This is a genomic window from Limosilactobacillus walteri (genome assembly GCF_014830205.1).
GTDB lineage: Bacteria > Bacillota > Bacilli > Lactobacillales > Lactobacillaceae > Limosilactobacillus > Limosilactobacillus walteri.
This window is the reverse complement of sequence record NZ_QORN01000001.1, coordinates 55,700-77,129: the sequence shown is the minus strand read 5'-3', so window position 1 is coordinate 77,129 and position 21,430 is coordinate 55,700. Positions and strand designations below refer to the sequence as shown.

At 38.8% G+C, this 21,430-nt stretch carries 22 protein-coding genes and 1 pseudogene; 14 read left to right on the top strand and 9 right to left on the bottom strand.

The genetic code is table 11. The features are described 5' to 3' along the window. Window positions 1–160: 160 nt before the first annotated feature. Window positions 161–307 (bottom strand): annotated as a pseudogene (locus DTK66_RS11185) (IS110 family transposase); the annotation flags it as partial. A 53-nt stretch (window positions 308–360) separates the two neighbouring features. Here DTK66_RS11185 and DTK66_RS00380 point away from each other — a divergent pair. Beyond that, window positions 361–627 carry a hypothetical protein gene (locus tag DTK66_RS00380; protein WP_153931105.1) on the top strand — a complete coding sequence of 89 codons (267 nt, stop codon included), beginning with the start codon at window positions 361–363 and terminating at the stop codon, window positions 625–627. Window positions 628–749: 122 nt separating this feature from the next. Continuing rightward, window positions 750–2,693 (top strand): sugar MFS transporter, encoded by a 1,944-nt coding sequence (locus DTK66_RS00375; protein WP_153931104.1) that lies wholly within the window; start codon window positions 750–752, stop codon window positions 2,691–2,693. 220 nt (window positions 2,694–2,913) lie between these two features. On the opposite strand, the gene DTK66_RS00370 is transcribed toward DTK66_RS00375, so the two are convergent. After that, window positions 2,914–3,378 carry a universal stress protein gene (locus tag DTK66_RS00370; RefSeq protein WP_153931103.1) on the bottom strand — a complete coding sequence of 155 codons (465 nt, stop codon included), beginning with the start codon at window positions 3,376–3,378 and terminating at the stop codon, window positions 2,914–2,916. Between the two features lie 216 nt (window positions 3,379–3,594). Between DTK66_RS00370 and DTK66_RS00365 the strand changes: the two genes are divergently transcribed. Then, on the top strand, window positions 3,595–4,062 hold the full coding sequence (locus DTK66_RS00365) for an Lrp/AsnC family transcriptional regulator (protein WP_153931102.1): 468 nt from the start codon (window positions 3,595–3,597) through the stop codon (window positions 4,060–4,062). Window positions 4,063–4,132: 70 nt separating this feature from the next. Here DTK66_RS00365 and DTK66_RS00360 read toward each other — a convergent pair whose 3' ends face one another. Then, window positions 4,133–5,452 carry a cation:dicarboxylate symporter family transporter gene (locus DTK66_RS00360; RefSeq protein ID WP_191667412.1) on the bottom strand — a complete coding sequence of 440 codons (1,320 nt, stop codon included), beginning with the start codon at window positions 5,450–5,452 and terminating at the stop codon, window positions 4,133–4,135. 228 nt (window positions 5,453–5,680) lie between these two features. Here DTK66_RS00360 and DTK66_RS00355 point away from each other — a divergent pair, with 228 nt between their 5' ends. Beyond that, window positions 5,681–6,292 carry a DedA family protein gene (locus DTK66_RS00355; protein ID WP_153931101.1) on the top strand — a complete coding sequence of 204 codons (612 nt, stop codon included), beginning with the start codon at window positions 5,681–5,683 and terminating at the stop codon, window positions 6,290–6,292. A 43-nt stretch (window positions 6,293–6,335) separates the two neighbouring features. Here DTK66_RS00355 and DTK66_RS00350 read toward each other — a convergent pair whose 3' ends face one another. Genes DTK66_RS00350 through DTK66_RS00340 form a run of 3 tightly spaced genes read right to left on the bottom strand, consistent with a single transcriptional unit; the run spans window position 6,336 to window position 10,042 of the window. Next, window positions 6,336–7,328, bottom strand: a complete 993-nt coding sequence (locus tag DTK66_RS00350) for a LacI family DNA-binding transcriptional regulator (protein ID WP_191667411.1) — start codon at window positions 7,326–7,328, stop codon at window positions 6,336–6,338. A 38-nt stretch (window positions 7,329–7,366) separates the two neighbouring features. Next, window positions 7,367–8,818 carry a UDP-glucose--hexose-1-phosphate uridylyltransferase gene (locus DTK66_RS00345; protein ID WP_153931099.1) on the bottom strand — a complete coding sequence of 484 codons (1,452 nt, stop codon included), beginning with the start codon at window positions 8,816–8,818 and terminating at the stop codon, window positions 7,367–7,369. A gap of 45 nt (window positions 8,819–8,863) precedes the next feature. Further along, complete coding sequence (locus tag DTK66_RS00340; protein ID WP_153931098.1) at window positions 8,864–10,042, bottom strand: galactokinase; 1,179 nt, start codon at window positions 10,040–10,042, stop codon at window positions 8,864–8,866. 192 nt (window positions 10,043–10,234) lie between these two features. On the opposite strand from DTK66_RS00340, the gene DTK66_RS00335 reads away from it, so the two are divergent. From DTK66_RS00335 to DTK66_RS00320, 4 genes are read left to right on the top strand one after another with little or no spacing between them, the layout of a single operon-like run. Further along, window positions 10,235–11,203 carry an SGNH/GDSL hydrolase family protein gene (locus DTK66_RS00335; protein ID WP_191667410.1) on the top strand — a complete coding sequence of 323 codons (969 nt, stop codon included), beginning with the start codon at window positions 10,235–10,237 and terminating at the stop codon, window positions 11,201–11,203. 29 nt (window positions 11,204–11,232) lie between these two features. Continuing rightward, on the top strand, window positions 11,233–12,015 hold the full coding sequence (locus DTK66_RS00330) for a tyrosine-protein phosphatase (RefSeq protein WP_191667409.1): 783 nt from the start codon (window positions 11,233–11,235) through the stop codon (window positions 12,013–12,015). 34 nt (window positions 12,016–12,049) lie between these two features. Further along, window positions 12,050–12,556: a YbhB/YbcL family Raf kinase inhibitor-like protein gene (locus DTK66_RS00325; protein ID WP_153931095.1), complete on the top strand. Its 507-nt coding sequence runs from the start codon at window positions 12,050–12,052 to the stop codon at window positions 12,554–12,556. Window positions 12,557–12,570: 14 nt separating this feature from the next. Further along, window positions 12,571–12,795 carry a hypothetical protein gene (locus tag DTK66_RS00320; protein WP_191667408.1) on the top strand — a complete coding sequence of 75 codons (225 nt, stop codon included), beginning with the start codon at window positions 12,571–12,573 and terminating at the stop codon, window positions 12,793–12,795. Window positions 12,796–12,835: 40 nt separating this feature from the next. Here DTK66_RS00320 and DTK66_RS00315 read toward each other — a convergent pair whose 3' ends face one another. Both DTK66_RS00315 and DTK66_RS00310 read right to left on the bottom strand, forming a co-directional pair. Beyond that, on the bottom strand, window positions 12,836–13,162 hold the full coding sequence (locus tag DTK66_RS00315; protein ID WP_153930860.1) for a hypothetical protein: 327 nt from the start codon (window positions 13,160–13,162) through the stop codon (window positions 12,836–12,838). Window positions 13,163–13,186: 24 nt separating this feature from the next. Continuing rightward, window positions 13,187–14,305 carry a hypothetical protein gene (locus DTK66_RS00310; RefSeq protein WP_191667407.1) on the bottom strand — a complete coding sequence of 373 codons (1,119 nt, stop codon included), beginning with the start codon at window positions 14,303–14,305 and terminating at the stop codon, window positions 13,187–13,189. 105 nt (window positions 14,306–14,410) lie between these two features. On the opposite strand from DTK66_RS00310, the gene greA reads away from it, so the two are divergent. Then, complete coding sequence (greA, locus tag DTK66_RS00305) at window positions 14,411–14,908, top strand: transcription elongation factor GreA (protein ID WP_191667406.1); 498 nt, start codon at window positions 14,411–14,413, stop codon at window positions 14,906–14,908. A gap of 252 nt (window positions 14,909–15,160) precedes the next feature. Further along, the gene (gene pnuC / locus DTK66_RS00300) at window positions 15,161–15,913 is read left to right on the top strand and encodes a nicotinamide riboside transporter PnuC (protein ID WP_153930856.1); all 753 of its coding nucleotides are present in this window, start codon (window positions 15,161–15,163) and stop codon (window positions 15,911–15,913) included. 48 nt (window positions 15,914–15,961) lie between these two features. On the opposite strand, the gene DTK66_RS00295 is transcribed toward pnuC, so the two are convergent. Continuing rightward, a complete protein-coding gene (locus tag DTK66_RS00295) occupies window positions 15,962–16,804 on the bottom strand; it encodes an aldo/keto reductase (RefSeq protein WP_191667405.1) in 843 nt (280 codons plus the stop codon). 116 nt (window positions 16,805–16,920) lie between these two features. On the opposite strand from DTK66_RS00295, the gene DTK66_RS00290 reads away from it, so the two are divergent. The 4 genes from DTK66_RS00290 (at window position 16,921) to DTK66_RS00275 (ending at window position 21,369) form a co-directional block, all read left to right on the top strand. Then, window positions 16,921–17,592, top strand: coding sequence for a response regulator transcription factor (locus tag DTK66_RS00290; protein WP_153930854.1), 672 nt, complete (start codon window positions 16,921–16,923; stop codon window positions 17,590–17,592). A gap of 2 nt (window positions 17,593–17,594) precedes the next feature. Continuing rightward, entirely contained in the window at window positions 17,595–18,569 is a 975-nt protein-coding gene (locus DTK66_RS00285) for a sensor histidine kinase (protein WP_191667404.1), read from the top strand. 117 nt (window positions 18,570–18,686) lie between these two features. Then, entirely contained in the window at window positions 18,687–19,442 is a 756-nt protein-coding gene (locus DTK66_RS00280; RefSeq protein WP_191667403.1) for an ABC transporter ATP-binding protein, read from the top strand. A gap of 1 nt (window position 19,443) precedes the next feature. After that, window positions 19,444–21,369, top strand: coding sequence for an ABC transporter permease (locus DTK66_RS00275; RefSeq protein WP_191667402.1), 1,926 nt, complete (start codon window positions 19,444–19,446; stop codon window positions 21,367–21,369). The last annotated feature ends 61 nt before the right edge of the window (window positions 21,370–21,430 follow it).

The window sequence follows — 21,430 nt, the reverse complement described above, 5'->3', positions numbered from 1 at the left end:
GTGTACTGCGCTGTAGCATTAACTATATAGGAAACTTATGTCACAGCCCCTTATTCCTACGATTAGTCAAGAAAAATATTTAGAAAAGAAGAGTATGCTAAACCAACCCGGTTCTTATTCCAAAATCGAGAATTAGTGGTATATTAAAATTGTGAGGTGATTATACCTTCACAGGGACCATTGAGTCCGTGTACCGATAGTGGTATTTTTCATGGTGCTTAATCATGGATAAGAGACATTTCAGAGTTTTATTCATACAAGCTACCATGGCGACCTTGTTCAGTTTTGGATGAGGTCGTTTTTCTTTTTACTTCACAACTAACATAAAACATGTTTTGATTAGCCTAGAGGTGATTATAAATGAATAAAGTATTTATGACTGGTTATTATCAAGGCGTAGTTGAAACAGCTCCTGCCACCCTTTCAGCAGCAAAGGTTGCACAATTAGCAGTTACTATGACTATTTTACATTTACGCCATGCTAACACTAACATTACAGCTATCCATGACTTTTTGGTAACTGACCTTAACGTAGATGAACGGCTTGTAAATAAATATATTAATTTAAACGCCGACCAATTAGAAAGTGCGCAGGCAGAGGTACTTGCATTAGCTTTTAAAAAATAAAATTATTCATAACTTATCTCTTTTTCGTAAAACTTTACTAAAATTACATTGACTTTTTCTATGAAAACGCTTACTATATGGCTGTAAGATATTTTAGTTTGTTGTAGAAAAGGAGAGTTAACATGGATGCGAAAATTGAGAATTCAAAGAAAGAATCTCATGTTGTTCGTTCTCGCTTAGCATATTCACTAGGTGCGTTTGGACATGATGCTTTCTTTGCATTACTTTCTACCTACTTTATGATGTATGTCACTGGTCATCTGTTTACTACTAGTGACAAAGCTTTCGATAATCGGATGGTTGGATATGTTGGTGCAATCATCATGATTTTACGGATTGTTGAACTGTTAATTGACCCATTAATTGGGAATGCAATTGACCGAACTAACACTAGATGGGGTAAATTTAAGCCATGGGTTGTTGGCGGTGGTATTATTTCAGCCGTCTTACTTGCAGCCTTATTTACGCCGTTAGGAGGACTAAACACAAGTAACCCGATTCTTTACTTGGTTGTATTTGCTATTATTTATATCATTATGGATGTATTCTATTCCTTCAATGATGTTGGTTTCTGGTCAATGGTTCCTGCAATGTCATTTGACTCACACGAACGTGATAAAATAGCAACATTTGCTCGGGTTGGTTCAACAATCGGTGGGCAAATCATCGGTTTCGTTATTATGCCAATGGTACTATTCTTCTCAATTAACCAAAATGGTGGTACCGGTGATGATCGTGGTTGGTTTATCTTTGCTGCCATTGTCGCTGCCATTTCTGCTATTACTGCAATTGGCGTTGGGATGTTTACTCACGAACAAAAATCATTACTTCGTGAAAATAAAGAAGAGACTAAGCTTAAAGATATTCTTCATATTTTAATTAAGAATGATCAACTTTTAGCTATCGCTATGTCCTACCTATTCTTCACAACCGGACAAACTTTACTAAACAGTTTTGAGCTTTACTACTTTACTTACATTTTAGGTGATGCTAAGGCGTTTTCAATTCTTGGTGGGCTAAACACTATTGTTGGTGTTATTTCAGTTTTTGCTTTCCCACTATTCTCCGGAAAAATTGGTCGTCATAAGTTATTCTATGGTGCGGCTTCAATTGAAGTCCTTGGTGCCTTGATCTTTGCTTTTGCTGGTAAGTCATTAGCTCTTGTTTTACTTGGGGCTGAATTATTCTTTATTCCACAACCAATTATCTTCTTAGTTGTTTTAATGACTATTACCGACTCAGTTGAATATGGACAACTTAAATTGGGCCACCGTGATGAATCACTTACCTTATCAATTCGTCCATTACTTGATAAATTTGGTGGTGCCGTTGCTAACGGGGTTGTTGTTATGGCCACTGTTGCTGCTGGTATGACCGGTGGTGCAACTGCCGCTACTGTTACAGCACATGGTGTAAATATATTTAAGATTTACATGTTCTTAATCCCGATCGCTTTAATCATTATTGGTATTATTATCTTTGTCCTTAAAGTTAAATTGGATGAAAAGTCACATGCTAAAATTGTTGCTAAATTGGAACAAACTTGGGGGAACCAATTTAACAAAGACAACGATACTGCTAAAACTGTGCCTGCCCCACAACCAGGGGTTACAGAAATCACATCACCAGTTGCTGGTACCCTTGTTGACTTAAAAGATGTTAATGACGAAAACTTCGCTTCTGGTAACATGGGTAAGGGATTTGCTATTACCCCTTCTGATGGTAAGGTTATCGCCCCATTCAGCGGTACAGTAAGAGCAACATTCTCTACTCGTCATGCAGTTGGACTTGAATCTGACAATGGTATCATGTTATTAATCCACGTTGGTATTGATACCGTTAAGCTTCGTGGTACTGGATTTATTAGTTACTTCGATAAAGATCAACACTTTGACAAGGGTGACGAATTAATGGAATTCTGGGATCCAGCAATTAAGAAAGCTGGCTTAGATGATACCGTTATGGTAACTGTCACTAACAGCAAAGACTTTGATATTAAGTTATTGAAGAATGCTGGCGATAAGGTAACCTCTAAAGACATTGTTATGGAAGTTACTAAAAAATAATTAAATATCTTTCTATGTCAAAAAGGGAGGAACTGCTCATCACGCGGTTCCTCCCTTTTTAATTTATGTTGTAAGCAATTGATAACTTGTTTTTATTAGCTTAAATGAATATTAAAAGAGCTCTAGTGTTTGGAAAATCCGAATACCAGAGCTCTCTTTATGCTTGGAGGGCGTAAAATGAAGTCATAAATAACTTCTGTCACGCACCTTTCCTAATTAATTATTTAACTACATCAACGTCTGTCCGTACAACCAAAACATCAACAGGTGCGTTACGCTTTACGTATGACGTAACAGAACCCATCACTGCTCGCTGCATCCGTGATAATCCACTGGCACCAATAATAATCATGTCGTTGTGGTGGTCACGAGGGAAGTCAAAGGAAATAATCGTCTTTGGGTTGCCTAGACGAATGTGGATGTCAAGGTTATCAAAATTATCCTTGTCTTTGGCATCCTTTAATAATTCATCAAGGTACTGCTTTGACTTGTCAACCAATTGATATGCGATGCTTCCATCTGACATACCAGCAAAGTTATAGGCCATTGCCCGAGTATCGATAACATTTAAGATGTCTACATGCGCACCATTCCGCTTTGCAATCGCAATGGCACGGTGTAGGGCGTATTCTGATTCTTTGGAACCATCAACTGGTACTAAGATATTTTGATATTCTTGATCCATAAGTTTGAACCTCCATTCAAACAGCAAGTATATATTTACTTAAATTATACCATTTTTTTGTGGCAGGAAGTATATGAAACCGTAATAATACATACTTTCACCAAGTTTTCAATAAATACATAATTTTATGAAATTTACACTATACATTAATCTTTAATTAGAGTACCCTTAATATATCCAATATATCTTTAATTTTTGAAAGTGAGGCCGCATCATATGGACAAAATCGACCGGAAGATTATCAACCTCCTCCAAAAAAACGCCCGTGCTTCTCTGAAAGAGTTATCTAAAGAATGCTTTATTTCATCACCAGCAATTGCGGCGCGAATTAACAAACTTGAACGGAGCGGAATTATTACCGGCTATCATACAAGTGTTAATATGGAAAAGATTGATTTTCACGTAAAGGCTTTTATTCAGGTCCAACTTGAACCACGTCAAAAACAAGAATTTTATCCTTATATTCAACAAATTCCAAATGTAATTGAATGTAATTGTGTGACCGGTGATTACTCTGAAATCATGGAAGTTGTTTTCCCCTCTACGACCGACTTAGATGACTTCATTAATACAATTCAACAACGTTTTGGCAAGACTAGTACACAAATTGTTTTCAGTACCAGTGTTGATCATCGCGGCGTTAAACTTACCGCGCCACAAGAAGTAAATAAGACAATCGAATAAAAATATTATGAAAGAAGCTAGAATAGATCAATTGCTCCTAAGCAAGATCCCTTCTAGCTTCTTTTAATTTTTAGTCTGTTTCTGGTTTGGTATCAGGTGCTGTTGATGTATCTTCTTTACCATAGTTATCTAAGTATGCGTTATATTTCTCACGATCAAGCGCACCTTCTGATTCACCAATAACAAGCGTAGCGATTGAGTTACCAACTACGTTAACTGCAGTCCGTCCCATATCGACAAAACGATCAATTCCAGCAATAAAGGTCAGGCCAGCCATTGGAACACCAATTGTTGATACACTAGCAAGTAGAACAACAAATGAAGCCCCAGGAACACCAGCCATCCCCTTACTTGTTATCATTAATACGATTAACAAGGTAATTTGATGCGCAATACTAAGGTGTAAGCCGTATGCCTGCGCCAAGAAAATAGCTGCTAAGGATTGATAAATAGCAGATCCGTCAAGGTTAAAGGTATACCCAGTCGGAATAACAAAAGCAGTGATTCCTTTTTCAACCCCCATATCATGGGTCTTCTTCATCAGCCGTGGCAAGGTTACTTCCGAACTAGCCGTCGTAAATGCTAACATGATTTCATCAAGAATGGCCCGCATAGTTTTCCAATAACGCAAGTGGAAAAGATGGGCCGTTATGCCTAGAACAACAACAATAAAAATAAACATTGTCACATAAGCAATTAAGATAAATAATCCCAATGGTAATAACGCACTGATTCCCATTTCGGCAATCGTCATCCCAATCAAACCAAATACTCCAATTGGGGCAAACTTCATTACCCAGTTAGTAACCTTAAACATTACTTCTGAAACAGCATTTAAGACATCGATTAAAATCTTACCTTTTTCGCCAACAGCGGCAATTCCCAACCCAAAAAGAACGGAAAATAGGATAACTGGCATCATATCGCCATCCGCCATTGCCTTAAAAATATTCGTCGGGATAATAGATAAAATCAATGGCCAAAAGCCACTATCATGCTGGGCAGTCTTTGCTGTCGACATGTATTGCGAAATATCTGTCGCATGTAGTTTATGAATATCAATAAATGATCCTGGATGAGTTACATTGGCCATGACAATTCCTAAGATTAAGGCGATGGTTGTTAATACCTCAAAGTAAATTAAGGTCTTCCCACCAATTCGGCCAAGTTTTCGAATATCACCAATATTGGCAATCCCAACAGTCAAGCAAGAAACAACAATTGGCATTACGATCATCTGGATCAGCCGGATAAAGATTGTTCCTAAGCTCTGCATAACTGTGATGGCGCTATTATTCTTATAAAAAATTACTCCACAAATAATACCAAGAGCTAGCCCAATCATAATCTGCCAGCCCATACTAAGGCGCCCAAAACGATATCGCTTCACTTTACATCAATCTCCTTATGTAGTCTTATTATACTTTAGCACATTTTTAATCACTTTTTAGCAAATTTTAAGATTTAATTTAAGTAAAGCCGAACGCTTAGTGTCATAGCCTGGCGTTTCATTCACTTCAATTTTGTAATTTTAACTAAAGAAAATGCTGAAAATTCCTGCTAGCAATACCAATATGATATCTTTATTAAAGACTATTTAATTGAACAGGAGTAATTTATGGACGCTTGGATAACGGATTTTATTAACCAATTTGGTTACCTTGCGATTGCGTTTTTAATCGCCCTTGAAAATGTTTTCCCACCACTTCCTTCTGAAATTATCTTAACGATGAGTGGCTTTATGACAACAACGACTTCTTTATCGATAGTTGGCGTAATTATTGCTGCTACAATCGGTTCCCTAGCCGGGGCTTTGATTTTATATATGATCGGTCGGCAATTAACTGTTCCGCGACTTGAACGCTTACTTGATCATCGTTTGTTTAAGACATTAGGTTTTCATCAAGATGATGCGCAAAAAGCCGTCGATTGGTTTAATCGTCATGGATCTGGAGGAATTCTATATGGTCGTTGCATCCCCGTTATTCGGAGTTTAATCTCGATTCCTGCGGGGATTGCGCAAACTCCATTAGGGAAATTTTGTCTTCTTACAATCATCGGAAGCGCTATTTGGAATACAATTTTAGTAACTCTCGGTGCGCTAGTTGGTAAGTCATGGAATAAAATTGTAATCATTTTTGATGAATACACAACTGTAGCAATTGTTATTATGGCAGTAGGTTGTCTTTACTTAGCCTATCGCTGGTATCAAAAAAGGATTAAAAAATAAGAAGCGACCTAACTCGTTTTTCACAAGTTAAATCGCTTCTTTTTTAACGTGTTGTTTGGCGTTTAATCAAATGGGTACCCACGACCGTCTTACATGGGTCGTTATTAGGATTTTGCAGCCGTTTAACCATCATATCAACCGCTGCATGTGCCATTTCATCTGTTGCAACATGAACTGCTGACATACTAGGATAAACATACTTAACAATTGCCGTGTCATTAAAACTAATTAACGCTACTCGGTGGGGAACATTAATCTTAGCTTCTTGAATTGCCTTCAATGCTCCCACCGCCATCGGATCATTAGCAATGAAGATACCGTGTGGCAAACGATTTCCTAACGTCTCAATCGCCTTTTTCATCGCTGTATATCCTGACATCGAGGTGTAGTTGCCAGCAAATATAAATTCTGGATGATAAAGGTTTTGTTGGCGCAAGGTGCTTTCAAAATAAAAGCGGCGTAGGTCGGGAACAATTTGCTGATCAGTTGTCTTTTCTGTTCCTGCTAACATTCCAATATCATTAATTCCCTCGTCTAGAAACTCAGAAATTACAGAACGAACCGCATTTTCAAAATCTGGAACCAAACAGTCATATCCAGCAGCAAGACTATCGTAATCAACGAAGACGATATTGGAAGTAACTAGCCTTAATGCTTGTACTTGAGAATTGCTAAATTTTCCAATCGCGATGATGCCCGTAACATCACGAGGAATTTCTTCCATATTGTTCTGATAGATTGGAACTGTTTGAAGACCACGCTGCTGGGCTGCCCGCTCGATTCCCATCCGAATTGCCATGTAATATAGGTCATCTAATTCTTGCGTAAGGGAATACCATTGAACGACTGCTACCCGTTGAACTTGGTTATTGCGCGCCCGTTTGTGCTTGGTATAGTTGAACTCTTCAGCAGTAGCCAGCACTCGTTGACGTGTTTTTTCATTCACGGAAAGCGTCACATCGTTATTTAAAATTCGCGATACAGTCGCAATTGAGACACCTGCTTTATCCGCGATATCGTGTAATGTTACTGCCATTCTGCCTCCGCGCCCCTTTCTTATTAATTAAGATAAAACTATTTTAAAGCATCAACGAATCGTTGCCAACCATCGTTGCCGGCAGCATTATCTTTAAAGACACCTGCATTTTCCAAAACATTTGCAAAAATATTAGCAATTTCTTGTTCCATTACTTCATTAACATTTTCTGTAGTAATGTCCGTCTTTGCTTGAACTTCCTTTGCCCATGTAAGATGACTATCAGCAATTTTATTTTCTGCACCTAGCCAGAATTTCTTAACTTCATTTAATTCATCTTTAAGCCGTGCTGGTAAAATTGCGCGTCCCATTACTTCAATCAAGCCAATATTTTCTTTCTTAATATGCCATAATTTTTCATGAGGGTGGAAAATTCCCAACGGATACTTATCATTAGTATTATTATCCCGCAATACAAGATCAAGGACAAACTTATCACCCTCGCGATGCATAATCGGCGTAACAGTGTGGTGACGAGTATTACCATCATATGCCTTGATATCAAGGCTTTCATCACTATACTGATCCCAAACCTTAATAATATGAGTACCAAGGTCAATTAACTGTTCAGTGTCCGCACTAGTAAGGCGAATATCACTCATTGGCCAATTTACTATTCCCGCTTCAACTGCCGGATAATCTGCAAATGTGAGCGGCTCCTTAATTGAAGCTTTCATCATTGGAAAAATGTGTTTTCCGCCTTGGTAGTGTTCATGAGCAAGCATTGAGCCGCCGACAATTGGCAAGTCAGCATTACTTCCAACAAAGTAAGCCGGTAGTTGTTTTTCAATTTCAACTAGATTAATAAGGGTTTGCCGGTTGATTTTCATTGGTTCATGTTTGCTGTCAAGAAAAATACAGTGTTCGTGGAAGTAAGCATATGGAGAATATTGGAAGCCCCATTGTTGACCGCCAACAGTCATTCGAATAATTCGGTGATTGCTCCGCGCAGCCTGACCGAGTCGTCCTTTGTATCCTTCATTTTCCATGCATAGAGCACATTGAGGATATTTCTTTGCTGTATCATGAGCAGCTGCTGCAATTGCCTTGGGATCTTTTTCCGGCTTCGAAAGATTAATCGTGATTTCAAGGTTGCCATATTTAGTCGGTTTATCAAAGACAACATTTTTCTTAATTGCTGCTACCTTAACGTAATCATTGCTGGTACAAAGATGATAAAACCAGTCTGTTGCCGTTGATGGTGATTGCTGATATTTTTCCCAAAACTTATGATTAACAACTGATGGCGTAGGCGTCATTAAATCATATAATTGGTCATTTAAGATTTCTCGAGCTGTTTGCCCATCTTCAATTTTGCCACGGTCAACGGCAAGGTCGACTAACTGGCTAACAAGTGGTTTATCATCCTTGGCAACAACATCTTCATCGCCGACAAAGCCTCGAACTTTGTTTAAGACATAAATTCGATCTAGTGGTTCATAGGTCCCGCTAGCAATTACTTGGTCAACAAATTTCTCCATTAACTTCATTTTCTCATTCCCCCACTAACTTCATATTATTGTTAGTTCGTCTGCTTATAGCTTATGTGGTCCATCAACAACTTCTGCATCATAGAAGCTAGCGTCGTAGCCAATTTTTTCACGGTAAATTTTACCAACATTCTTCTTGAATTCATCAGCAGCTGACTTCTTAACAATTGCAATGGCGCTACCGGCAAAACCGCCACCGACCATCCGCGCACCAAGACAGCCAGGTTGGTTCCACGCATTTTCTGCTAAGGTATCAAGCTCTTTACCAGTCACTTCATAATCGTACTTAAGCGATACATGAGAAGCATTGATTAACCGGCCTAATTCTTCTAAGTCACCTTTTTCCATTGCATCAATGGCTTTCTTTGTCCGTTCGTTTTCACTAACGGCATGCCGAGCTCGGCGGATCAACGTATCGTCATTAATAAGGTAAGTATATTGGTCAAAGGTAGCAAGATCTAATTCACCTAACTTATCAATGTTGAGTTCCTTATCAAGGCGCTTAACTGCTTCCTCACATTCTTGAACCCGTTCATTATACTTTGAACCTGCCAATGAGTGATTCTTATTAGTACTCATAATCACGATTTCATAATCGCCAAGTTCAAGTGGTAAATACTTATATTCCAACGTATTGCAGTCAAGATAGATTGCATTATTTTCCTTACCCATCCCAACAGCAAACTGGTCCATAATTCCAGAATTTAAGCCCACAAAATCATTTTCTGTTTTCTGTCCGAGCTTAACTAATTCAATCTCATCAATATCAAGGTTAAATTCATCTTTTAATAAGTTACCCATTAGCATTTCGATCGATGCTGATGATGAAAGCCCTGACCCATATGGGAGGAATCCGTGAATATAAAGGTTGAAACCATGGTCAATCTTAAAACCACGTTGCTTTAAATAAACCAACATCCCCTTAAAGTAGTTAACCCACTTTTCGTCTTTTGCGCTTTGTGGTTTTTCATCGTTGATATCAAAGGTGATAATCTTACTGTCTTCTTCCTTAGCTGAGTTTGCCGAATAAATAGCAACGGTCGTATCTTCCCGTGGACCGTATACCCCATAAGTACCGATGCTAATAGCACACGGGAATACATGCCCGCCGTTATAGTCGGTATGTTCGCCGATTACATTGATTCGACCAGGTGAGAAAAATACGTCTTTGCCTGGTTCCTTAAAAACATCTTGATATTCAGCTAAAAATTGTTGCTTATCCATCAGAATAACCTCCATACATCAAACAAACATTAGTAAACTTTTACTAAATATAATTTACTACTATTTTAGTTGTTCGTCAACAAGCGCTTACAAATAAATAATGACCGCAAAGAAAGCGTTTCCTAAAAAAGAGGGGGTTAGCTATAAATTTACAAAATGATACACTAGTTATTAATAAGATGGAGGTACAAAATGAAAGAATATTTGCCTAATGAATTAATTAAAATTGCAACTCGTACCGGCCGGTGGTACGTTAAAAGCCTTAATAATACACCAGTCCTTTATACTACTAACCTTGGGAGCTACCTTCGCTTCCAAACAGATGAAGCAGCGAAATTATATATTCAGGTTCTAGCAAATCAAAACTTCTTATCGCCAAGTCAAATCTTTGCTGTCCGAATTGATGGAAAATCATGGAAACGCTATTGTGCTGATAAGAAATTACTGAAAATTCAATTAACGCCCCATCCCCATACAATCGAAATCATGACTGCCGGCAATGCAGATGCTGACCAAGTCTGGACAGGTGATGAAGGCTTTGCCATCACAGCACTTAAAGTTGACAAGGGGATTATTAGCAAAGCAGCAACCAGACCAGTAATCAATTTTATTGGTGACTCAATTACTGCCGGGTGCTGGGTTGCGGGTAATTCTCCATCTTTTGATTACCGACCGGAATCTAACTATGCAGCAATTTGTGCCGACCTATTAGATGTTGATAGTGTCCGCATTGCTTACTCGGCAGGCGGGGTGATGCGGTTAGCAACCGGTGGTGTTCCGACCGCAGATAAGTTTTTACCCCGAATCGATGAAAAAACAAGCTGGTCCATTAATCAACCAAACTTGACAGTCATCAACCTTGGTGTTAATGATCGCCGCTTTTCGGCTAACCAATTTATTGCAGCCTACGATCTATTTATTCAGCAAGTCCAACTAACTTTTGCTAATACCCCAATTGCAATCATGATTCCCTTTAGTCAAACCTTTGCTACCGAAATTCGTCAAATTGCGCAAGCCCGAGGTTGTTCACTGATTGAAACTGCTGGGTGGTGTCAAAGCTTTACCGATGGCCTGCACCCTGATCAAAGCGGCGCCATCACCAGTGGACACCAGCTTGCTAAAGTTTTACAACCGCTTTTACTGAAATCCAGTGTACAATAAGGTTAGAAATAACGTGAGGAGGAGTCTCTATGGCTAACCAACGATTACTACCGATTAAAAAAGGATATAATTTTCGTGACTTGGGCGGTTATCCAACTGCGGATGGACATACAATCAAGTGGCGGCGAATTATCCGAACGGGGTCATTAGCGCAATTGGACAAACAGGATTTAAAAGTTTTAACATCAATTCCCGTTACAATTGATGTTGACTTACGGGCACCAGATGAAGTAAAAAAGGCCCCTGACCAAGTTCCCACAAGCGCTACATACTATCACTTGCCAGTTTTTGCTTCGGATGAAACAGACGCCTCACACAGCGATGAAGAAATTGCAGCTCAAATGCAACAACCGGGTAATGGCTACCGGCACATGATTGATGTATACCACCGAATGACCACGATTGACTCTGCAAAGCGAGCTTATCAAAAACTGTTTAAACTCCTTTTAAGCAATGATGACGGAGCGTTGCTTTTCCATTGCACGGCTGGCAAGGATCGCACAGGAATGGCTTCCTACTTAATCCTCAGTGCGTTAGGCGTACAAGAAAAGATTATTATGGAAGACTACTTATTAACTAATGTGGTTACCCAAGAATTTCGCAATCAGTGGTTACAAGAGATGCGGAATAACGGAGCAAGCGAAGAGCTAGTGACCAATCGTGCCGCTCTTGCTTCGGTTTCTCCTGACTATTTAAATACAGCCATCACTAATATTAAGAAAAATTATGGCACTATTAACCGTTATCTTTCTAACTACCTTGAAATTACCCCTGCTGAAATTAAAAAGTTACAAGAATTGTATTTAGATTAAGCTAGATTATAATTATTTAAGAGGAGGGATTTTTATGCAAATCTCAGTACCACTAGTTAATGGAATGCTAGCAGATGAATATGGTAAGTATGCTCCTGCCGCGGATATGCTTGCTGATCATCCGATCAAGTCATTTCCAATTCAAATTACTGATGCACCTAAAGAAACTAAAACATTTGCCATTGTCTTTATTGACTATGATTCAACTCCTGTATGCGGCTTTACATGGATTCACTGGCTAGCCGCAAATATCCCAGCATCATTAACTGATATTCCAGCAAATGCCAGTCGACAATTAGCGAATAAATTTGTCCAAGGCAATAATAGTAATGCAGGAGCGCTCGTTAACGGCAACCCGCAAATTACTAGCGGCTATGTTGGTCCGCAGCCGCCAGACAAAACTCACGACTATACGTTAATGGTCTTCGCATTGGATGACTTATTACCATTAGAAAATGGTTATTGGCTTAATGATTTTATCCACGCAGCTAAGGGACATATTTTAGCCAAGGCCCAAGTTGATTTGCCTAGTCGAGCATAAGGAGGATGTTACATATGGAAACAAGAATTTTCTTTAATCCTGGCGATTCAGTTGCCAATATTCATGACTACAATGAAGCAGTACGAAAGGGACAAATTTTCAAACGCGAACGTCATAATGATGACTTAGTAATTGCCAAGGGTCCTAATGACAAAGAATATGCTATCTTTTATGCAAAGGATGCATTACCAGCAGAACATGCAAAGTCGAAACCATACGAAGTAAAACATCGTCTTTAAATAAAAAAGATGGGGTCAGGAATTTCCTGCCTCATCTTTTTTATCGTCCGCCAACGATTGTCGTTGTCTCATCTTCTAATCGTTCAATCAATGTATCAGCATCAGCCTTAAAGTCATCAATGAATGTACTTGCTTGGGGATGGATGCGTCCAACTTCTTTTCCCATAAAGTCAGTAACTACTAAGTCATCACCCTGCCAATTAACATCATCATAATGTCCTTCAAGCGCTTCATCAAAAAATGCTTGGAGAATATCCCGAACAGCATTTTGAATAACAGTTGTCTCATCAGCTTGTTCACCACGAACTTGATGCTGGGCAAGCTGCATCGCTACTTCTTCCATATTTTCTGGAATTTCAACACTCATCATGGATTCCTCCTCGATAAATTATTAATGACGACGAATTTTACGACGTGCTTTTTTACTGAACTTAATTCCTTGAAGCGACTTCTTTTTACGCTTCAATTGTGGATCCATTTGTGGTTTAGCTACCACTTGTTGTTTTTGTTGCATTTCACGTTGACGCTTGAGCAACCGTTTTCGCTCATATTCGCCCCATGGATTCAATAATCCCCGCATAAAGTCTGCTACTTCTTGCTTATGTTCGTCCATCCATGCTTCGGCAACATCAGCATCATCCGTATCAATGCCGTTACTATTGATGAATGATAACACTAACTGTGTTTCTCGTTCATCACGATTTAATGATGCTAACATATCCTCAGATGGTTGCATATTTGCAATTGACTTCAAGCCTAGCTTATATTGTTCCATATCAATATAATCATTTTGTTTCATATATTCAAACAAAGCCTGCGCACTTGGTACAATATTATGAATTTGCTTAATCGAAATATGCGGATCTAATGGCATCATCATCCCAAGAACACGTTGTAAATTACTAAAAGTCCAATGACCAGGGTATTCGCCACACTCTTGAACCATCAATTCTAGAAATTCTTGGATAACATATAGCAATTCAACATTGTCTAAGTCAAGATCGCTAAATTGTGGTGCTGTTGCAATTGCTTTTTGAATATCAGCTAATAAATCCTTGAACCTTTCTGGCGTCCAAGTAATTTCTTTTTTAGTCGCCGCAGCTTTGGCTGGTTTTTGAGTACCATCTACAACGTCATCTTCCTTGCCGTGTAATTGTGCCCACGTTTTATGAGCCTTCCGACATTCATTCATGTTTGTCCGTTGCTCTTCCATTGCCTTAACAATCTTCGCAAGATTGTCAACCTTCAAAAACTCCTGGTAAGCACGCAAAACTGGTACTACCGCAATCCCAAATTGATTAGTTAATGCTGGATCAGCGATAAATTCCCCGACCATGACCGACTTTACTGCTTCTGGTGTCCAAGTAGTATCGGTCAAATGCTGATCATTTGCCATCTGTTTATTAAAACGAGTCAAAATATCTTGTGCATGTTTTTGCTGATTAGCAGATAACTGATGATAGTTGGACGAAGTAAGAAACTGGTCAATATGCTGTTCTTGTTCGTTCATTATCTATTGTCCTCCGTCTTTAAATTGAATTTTCCTTTCTATCATATCATAATTATATCTAGTAAATATAACTAGATTATTAATCTATGAGGAGATATTGGACGAATGCAACGCAAAAAGATTCAAGAAGCAATGAAGAATGTCTATTTTCAAAAAATGACTGCTAACGGTTACCACGAAATTGAGCAGGAGATAGCCGAATTGCAAAAACAACGACCTGCTAAGATTGAACAGTTAAAAGCCGCACGGGCGCTGGGGGATTTATCAGAAAACACCGAATATAGTACCGCTAAACGCGAACTTCGCCATCTTGAAAGTCGGCTACGCTATCTCAACAAGCAACTGCAATACGCGCAAATTGTAACACCTACTAATGATAATACTGTCGACCTTGGAACAACCGTTACACTTGAATTTGAAGATGATGCGGAACAAGAAATCTATCACATTGTCGGTAAACAAGAAGCTGATATCGCTAAACAAAAGATTTCATTCGATTCGCCATTAGGACAGGCAATTATGCATCAGGCAGCCGGTAAAACCGTAACTGTTGTTGCACCGCAATCTTCGTATAAAGTAACAATCATCAAAGTTGAACTATAAAACTGATAAGTTACTTAATAGCAGTTTTTATTACCCTCGAAAATTTTTAAATTTATTAAATTAGTCGATAGGCTTACCACTCCGCCAATTGCGATAACATTAGTCCTCGTTTCTACCAAAAATAGGGGCTTGCATCGAAAATCATGACCCGCTATACTATTAAACGTCGCTTTTTTATAAGCACAATATCTTGTGCCATGATAACCAGTGCAAGGCGAATAAATACAATATATAGTATAGGGAGTTTTATTAATGATTAGCAATTATTTAAAGTTTCTTGCCCACCAGCTAAAGGGCTGGCCCCAGCAAAATTATTACCTCTTTTTCTTTAGCCTCGGTTGCCAAGTTATGACCCTGGTAAGCGCACCAATTACTTGGGTTACTGTAATTACTTTTATTGGAACCACACTTGGCGTATTATGCGTATTAGCAATTAACGCGGCCAAATCAGTGAATGGTTTCCTTGGTATTTTATCTGCAATTTGTTTCATTATCGCTGGCTTTAGCGCTAAAAACTACTTAAGCATTGTTGAACAAATCGCTTATGTTATTACCCTCGACCTCCCCGTACTCCTTTCTGCAAATTGGAATGTCAATATGGCATCAAAAATCCGGAAATTTAATGCTCGTTCATGGTCAATCGCAATCCTTGCAACAGTGCTAGTTTATCTTATTTCCGGATATTTAATTGGTACCTTAACTGATGATCCGCGTCCATGGATCGATGCTATTAGTTTTTCAATTAGTTTAACAGCCGGTGTTATTTGCTTTCTCCGCTTTAATAATCAATATTTCTGGTGGCTGGCATCAGGACTGGCCCAGCTTGTTCTTTGGTTTGTGTCTTACCAACAAGGATCAGCTACCCTCGCAATGGCTGTTAATAGTTCAATCTATTTAATTAATGATGTTCTCGCCTTTACCATCTCACCATGGTACAACGAACGTGAGCGTCAGCGTTTAAGTAAAGAGGAAGCAGCTTACGCTAAAAAGTTGGGCTTAGAATAATAATTAAGCAGCGGGTGAGAGATTTTGGTTTTCTCAACCGCCGCTTTTTTAATACTGCTTATTATATTCATATACTAATTCTGGTTCACGCCCCGTGCGATGATAGGCGTTTAATGCATCGATCTTTGTCATTTCACGATCTGTAAGCTCAAAATCATAAATATCAGTATTTTGTGCGATTCGCTCTTCATGAATAGACTTTGGAATAAATGACACGCCATTTTGTAAATGCCAACGTAAAATAACTTGTGCAGTTGATTTGCCATGAGCAACGGCAATTTCTTGTAAAACCGGTTCTTTTAATATGGCTCCCCGACCAAGTGGACTCCACGCCTGAGTAACAATTTGATGGTCACTGTTAAACTTCAGCAACGGCTTTTGTGTCAGTAGCGGATGAAGCTCAATCTGATCAACGACTGGCATTTCTGTTGCTTGGGTGGCTAAGTACTGTAAATGAATCATTTGGTAATTGCTTACCCCGATTGATTTTGTAAGACCTTCCTTTTTCATCGCCTCAAACGCCCGCCAAGTATCAAAGAATGACCGCTCGATCGGCCAGTGAACTAATAGCAGGTCAACATAATCCATTTTTAATTTATGTAATGACTCTTTGACCGAAGCAATTGCCCTTTCGTAACCCTGATTTTCTTCCGCAACCTTCGTTGTCACAAATATATTGTCACGAGGAATAGCTAAACTTTGAAAAGCATTTCCAACCGCTTGTTCATTCCCATATAATTGCGCGGTATCGAATAGACGATAACCTTCATCATAAGCTTTTGCAATTGCACGATCCATCATTTCCTGTCCATCAACTTTATATAGGCCAAAACCCTCTTGTGGCATTCTATTACCATCAGCTAAGGTCAATATATTATCCTTAATATCCATTATCCACACTTCCTTTTGCCCTATTTTCAAATACCAACTCCTGAATGTCAAATCTCTGTTGTCCATTCATGATTAATTAATGTATGATGAAGAAAATTGATTATTGAGGGACTCACATGGCAAAAATTTTTATTGTTGAGGATAATTTAGATATTATTCATTCCGTTAAAAACGAATTTACGAAGTGGCAATATAAAGTAATCACAGTTAATGATTGGCATAATGTTGCTGGTGAAATTGAAAAAGCTAGCCCTGACCTAGTTTTATTTGATATTACCTTACCAACGTTCGACGGCTTTTATTGGATTCAGGAAGTCAGAAAAGCCAGCCAAGTACCAATTATTGTAATATCCGCCGCTGACATTGATGCAAATGTTATGCATGCTGTTGCTGCTGGAGCTGATGACTATATCATGAAGCCATTTTCGCTGACAGTATTGCTTGCGAAAGTGCAGGCATTACTACGACGCAATTCTCATATAAATGATTCTGAAGAGCTGATTTGGGATACTAATTCATTTAATCCGCTAACTAATGTTCTAACAAACTCCAGAGGAACCGCCCAGCTAACACCAACAGAAGGGGCAATGCTACAAGTTCTGCTCAATCACCGCAATAATACCGTTACCAAAGAAGATCTTCTGGAGTGGCTATGGCAAGGCGGTAAATATCTCAATGAAAATACCCTGAATGTTAATATTAGTCGGTTAAGAACAAAACTTAGTCCGCTCGGCTTGAAGCAGTGCATTCGTACCGAACGGGGGATTGGTTACCGCTTGGTGGTTTAATTATGAATAAGCACTTTTACCAACAACTTTTACGGTCAGTTATTCCCGTTATTACTTGTTATCTCCTTTTAGTAGCATTAATGGGAATATTGGTCGTTCTCTATAACTTGCCGCTTATCTTTTGGGGTGATATCATCCGTTTCTCCCTTCCAATTCTAATTATTTGGCTCATAATCGATACCGTCATTAAACGTTCGCGACAACGCCGCCTTAACATGTCTAATTTAAACGGCTTTATCCCCACGACCCCAATGGAAGCAAAATTATTTAAGTTGCTGCTAACACAACAAAATACCCAGCAAGATCGTATTCAAAAGCTACAATTAATGCAGCGGCAACAATTTGATCATCTTGAATTGTTCACCCATGAAATTAAAAATTACCTCACCAGTCTTAACGCGGCAGCTGAAAATGCCCCTAGCGTCAACAGTCGTGAAGTTAAAAATAATGTTCGTCAAGCTAATTATTACTTGAATTTATTATTGAATGATGAACGGTTGGCAATGGATACTCATGATTTTGACTTTCAATGGATTAACCTTGCAGACTTAGTTAACGAAATTCTCCAACAAAATTCTGCTATTTTTATCCGCAAGCAACTAATACCGCAAATAACCGGGCTGGCAAATATTAGAATTATGACCGATCAAAAATGGTTGCGGTTTTGTATTGAACAACTATTATCAAACGCAATTAAATATTCCCCCATTGGCAAAGTAATTACTATTTCCTGGGAAATAAATTCATTAAAAATCGCTGACCAGGGAAAAGGAATCGCAAGCAACGACTTACCACGAATATTTGAAAATGGTTTTACTGGGCATAACGGCCACCATAATACTGCTTCAACAGGAATGGGTCTTTACCTTGTTAAAAAAGTTACTGACCAGTTAAACTTTAAAATTAATATTTCTTCTAATAACCAAGGTACGACCGCTATCTTAAGTTTTATTCCCGACAATATTAAGCAAGCATAACTAATATCTTACAAAACTGTAAGGTTCTGCACACTTCTGTAAGTAGGAAGTCGAGCAGAACCTTTTTATAATAAAAGCATCAACATAGTTACTAGCAAGTGTGAAAGGAATATTAATATGACACTACTAAATCTTCAACACGTTCAACGTGTATTTAACCAAAACTCAGTTAACCCAGTAATGGCATTAAAGGATATTACCTTTAGGATCGATCAAGGGGAATATGTTGCAATCATGGGTGAATCGGGCGCGGGAAAAAGCACCTTGCTTAATATCATTGCAACCCTTGAGCAAGCCACAAGCGGGCAAGTCACTTTAAATGGGCAAGACCTCGGTAAATTATCTAAAGATGAAGCTGCTCGTTACCGGCGCGAACATCTCGGTTTTGTTTTCCAACATTTTAACCTCCTCGATAGCTTATCTAATCGGGACAATATTTATCTTCCCCTTGTTCTTGCTAAAACACCACTTAACGTCATGCAGGAACGGCTAACTCCCTTAGTCAACCGCTTACGGATTAATAAAATTATCGATCGTTTTCCAAGTGAAATTTCTGGTGGACAACAACAACGAATTGCCATCGCCCGAGCCTTGATAACCCAACCAGACCTTCTCCTTGCTGATGAACCTACTGGAGCGTTAGATTCAAATACTAGTAATGAAATTCTTGAACTCTTTGATGATGTAAATAAAAATGGACAAACAATTATTATGGTCACGCATAGTGCCGCTGCCGCTAGTCACGCTAAAAGAACCCTGTTTATTAAAGATGGGCGAATTTATCATGAGCTTTACCGTGGCGACCTTACATTACCTAAATATCAGCAACAAATTAGTCAAACAATGATGACCCTAACGAATGGTGGTGAATAGTATGTTATTTTTCAAATTAATTAATTCTAGCTTTAAGCGTAACCTCAAAATTTATATTCCCTACCTAATTTCAATGACGATACTCGTTGCAATCAATTATATTTTTAAGGCTGTCGCGGTTAATGATAGTTTAAAAAGTTTACCAAGTGCCAGTGTTACCAAAGCCTTATTAGAGACCGGCTCAACTTTTATTATCCTTGTTACGCTAGCTTTTATGATCTATGTTAACCGTTTCTTATGGCAGCAACGTCATCGGGAAATGGGGCTTTATAGCATGCTTGGCATGACTAGCCGTAACCTCCAGCTCTTAACAATTCTTGAAAAAGTTTATCTTTTTATTCTTAGCTTAATCGCCGGCCTGCTAACGGGAATTATCTTTGACCGGTTAGCTTTCCTGGGCCTTTCCCGTCTCCTAAGAATTGACCGGCTATCGCAGCCATGGATTGAATGGTCTGCTGTCGGTAATACTATTTTTATCATTGGGGCATTCTTTATCCTGCTGATGGTAATTGACCTCGTTAAACTATTTCGGTTAAATCCCAATGAGTTATGGCACCCTGCATCAAAAAATCTTCGCCGTCACGGAAAGTTCTTTACTTTTGCGGGTCTTATGGGTGCCGCTGCCCTTGCTTGGGCTTATTATCTTACTGTGACCGTGAAGCCTAAAATTTCTGCAATCTCAACCTTTATGTTTGCTGTCATCTTAGTTGTTGTCGGAACTTATCTTATTTTTATTACTGGAAGCATTATTGTCCTTAAACTCCTACAAAAAAATAAACGATACTACTATCATCCCCGACATTTTATCGCAGTTTCAGGGATGTTACAGCGAATGGAACAAAACGGTGCTAGTCTTGCAACAATCTGTCTCTTATGCAGCTCAGTCCTCGTTATCCTTTTTACCTCAATCACTCTTTATGTCGGAATTAATGATACTGTTAATTCTTTCGCCCCTAAAGATATTAATATTATTAGTTCCCAACGCCTTTCCGCCCAGCAACAGTCAACAATTAAAGAAGTTGCCAACGAGCATCATGCCCGGCTCGGTCATTCAATAACCTTTACTACTAGCGCACCGCAATATGGTTACTGGAAAAATAATCGTTTTGTTAGCCAAGGAGGCTTGCAAAATATGACTAACCAGACTACTAGTTCAGTTATTACAATGTCTACTGCAACTTACAATCAAATAACTGGAGCACACAAAAAATTAGGAAAAAATGAAGCATTAATTTATTCCCCAGCAAAAAAGCGGAGCGGAGCATTACAAATCGGGACACAAAAGTATCACGCAACAAACCTTAACCACTTTAATTACTACTTTAACCCTAGCCATTCGATCTACTCTCCCATCTTTGTCATTACCAATAACCTACCAGCCAATAACGGAACAATTACCGTTACTGGAATCAATTATCGCCTAAATGGCAGTCGTAAAGCCCATCTTAAGTTTGAAAATGACTTGCAAAGGCGGCTTGGTCTATCCAACCTTGCCTATACATCACGGACCAATATCCGCAGCCTCCTTACTGGACTATATGGCGGAATTGTCTTTTTAGGAATATTAATCAGCATCGCGCTCGGAATTACGACGACGGTGGTTATTTATTTCAAACAAATTACTGAAGGTTATGAAGACCAGTATCGGTTTAAAACAATGCAACAAGTTGGCTTAAGCGAAAAAGAGACTGCTAAAAGCATCCACAGCCAAGTCCTGATGGTATTTATGCTCCCCGTTATCGGGGCAATTATTAACCTTGGATTTGCCATCCCGGCCATTCGCCAGATCCTAATCCAATTTAATTTCTACAATGTCCGCTTAATGATTGCTATTGCTGTTACTATCACCCTTATTCTTCTCTGTCTTTACCTTCTTATCTATGGACTGACTACTAGAATGTACCAAAAAATTGTTACCCAAGCGTAGAAGCAATAAATTGACATTCATCCTTAAAACGGTTACACTTTAATTACTATTTATAAGTACG